The 1,287-nt window shown below is 73.9% G+C and carries 2 protein-coding genes; one reads left to right on the top strand and one right to left on the bottom strand.

Going from position 1 to position 1,287, the window contains the following annotated elements; all coding sequences use genetic code 11:
• Nucleotides 1-752, bottom strand: a 752-nt coding sequence (locus MFF42_RS18055) for a hypothetical protein (protein WP_238256987.1), incomplete at its 3' end; no start/stop codon positions are given.
• A 34-nt stretch (nt 753-786) separates the two neighbouring features.
• Between MFF42_RS18055 and MFF42_RS18050 the strand changes: the two genes are divergently transcribed.
• Nucleotides 787-1,260 (top strand): helix-turn-helix domain-containing protein, encoded by a 474-nt coding sequence (locus MFF42_RS18050; RefSeq protein WP_153874036.1) that lies wholly within the window; start codon nt 787-789, stop codon nt 1,258-1,260.
• Nucleotides 1,261-1,287: the final 27 nt, after the last annotated feature.

Here is a 1,287-nt window from a genome sequence, read left to right as displayed (position 1 = left end):
GCCTCCAGCGCCTCGGCGAGGTCGCGGAGGCGCTCGCCCGTGTCGCGGTGGTCCGCGCCGCCGCCGGCGGACGGCGCCGGGCCGAGGCTCTCGGCCAGGTCCTGCCGTCGCAACGGGGCGGCGGAGGGGTGCCGGGCGGCGGCCTCGATGGCGGCGATGAGGTGGAGGCCCTGGCAGAGGAGCCGGGACGTGAGGGTGCCCACGACGAGGCCGGCGGCGTCGGACGGGCCGAGGCGCGGCAGCGCGACCGGCAAGGCCCGGATCGCATCGGCCGCGTCGGGAGCGCCGGTTCGGACCGCCGCGCGCATCGAGCGCTCGAAGCGCGCCACGGCGGGCTCGCCGCCGGAGCGGCCGCAGCCGAGCAGCCAGACCGGGGCCGGGGGCCCGGCCTGAACGGGGGGCACGAGGCGCGGGTCGCCCAGCACGGCGGCCGCGAAGTGTTCGTCGAGCGGCGTGGGGCCGACCGGCAGAACGGCCGCGTCGAGATGCGCGCGCAGGGACGGCGCGGCGAGGCACTCGGCGGGCAGGTCGAGGATCAGCCAGCCTTCGCGGTCCCGGGCCGTCGCGGCCTCGCAGGCGGCCTGCACCGCCGCCTCGGCCGAGGCGGCCTGAAGCTCGACAACGCGGACGGCGTCCGGCAACCTCGTGCCGCGAGGCAGCCGCGGCTCGGCCGGCCGGGTGATCCGCGCCAGCGTCGCCGGCCGCCCGGCGGCGGCGGCGAGCGTCGCCACGAGGACAGCATGGGCACTCACGGAACGTCCGTCGGCACCGAAGAACGCAGCGATCATGGCAGACCCCCAGCATGCACGCCCGAAGCCGTCCGCGGACACCAAGTCCACCGACAGCCACGAAACCGTCTCGTCTGAAATCGAATGGAATTATATCATTGGTATAAAGCTTTTTCAATGCGGAGAGCCGTACCATGACCTGCTGCTGTTCCCGAAGGTTAATGCTTATCCACCGGAAAAACCGGTGCCGGGGTACCTGTGCCAAGCGGCGCGCGCCCTCCTCGGGCTCTCGCAATCCGATCTGCGCGAGCTGTCGATGGTGTCGAAGAAGAGCATCAACGATTACGAGAACGCGTTCTCCGACCTCAGCGAGGGATTGGCCCTGCGGCTCCGGCAGGCCCTGGAAGGGCAGGGCGCCCGCTTCGTGCACGGGGACGGGGCCACGGGCGTCGTGACGGGGATGGCGCGGTCCGAGCTCGACCGAAGGTCGCGCTCGCCCCGCAAGAACGAGGCGCCCTCCGACCGCCCGTGAGGCCCCGGGGCCGGGCCGCCTCCGCCC

It is taken from the genome of Methylorubrum podarium (genome assembly GCF_022179745.1).
GTDB lineage: Bacteria > Pseudomonadota > Alphaproteobacteria > Rhizobiales > Beijerinckiaceae > Methylobacterium > Methylobacterium podarium.
Note: the sequence above shows the minus strand (reverse complement) of the source record. Positions and strands in the feature narration are given on the sequence as shown.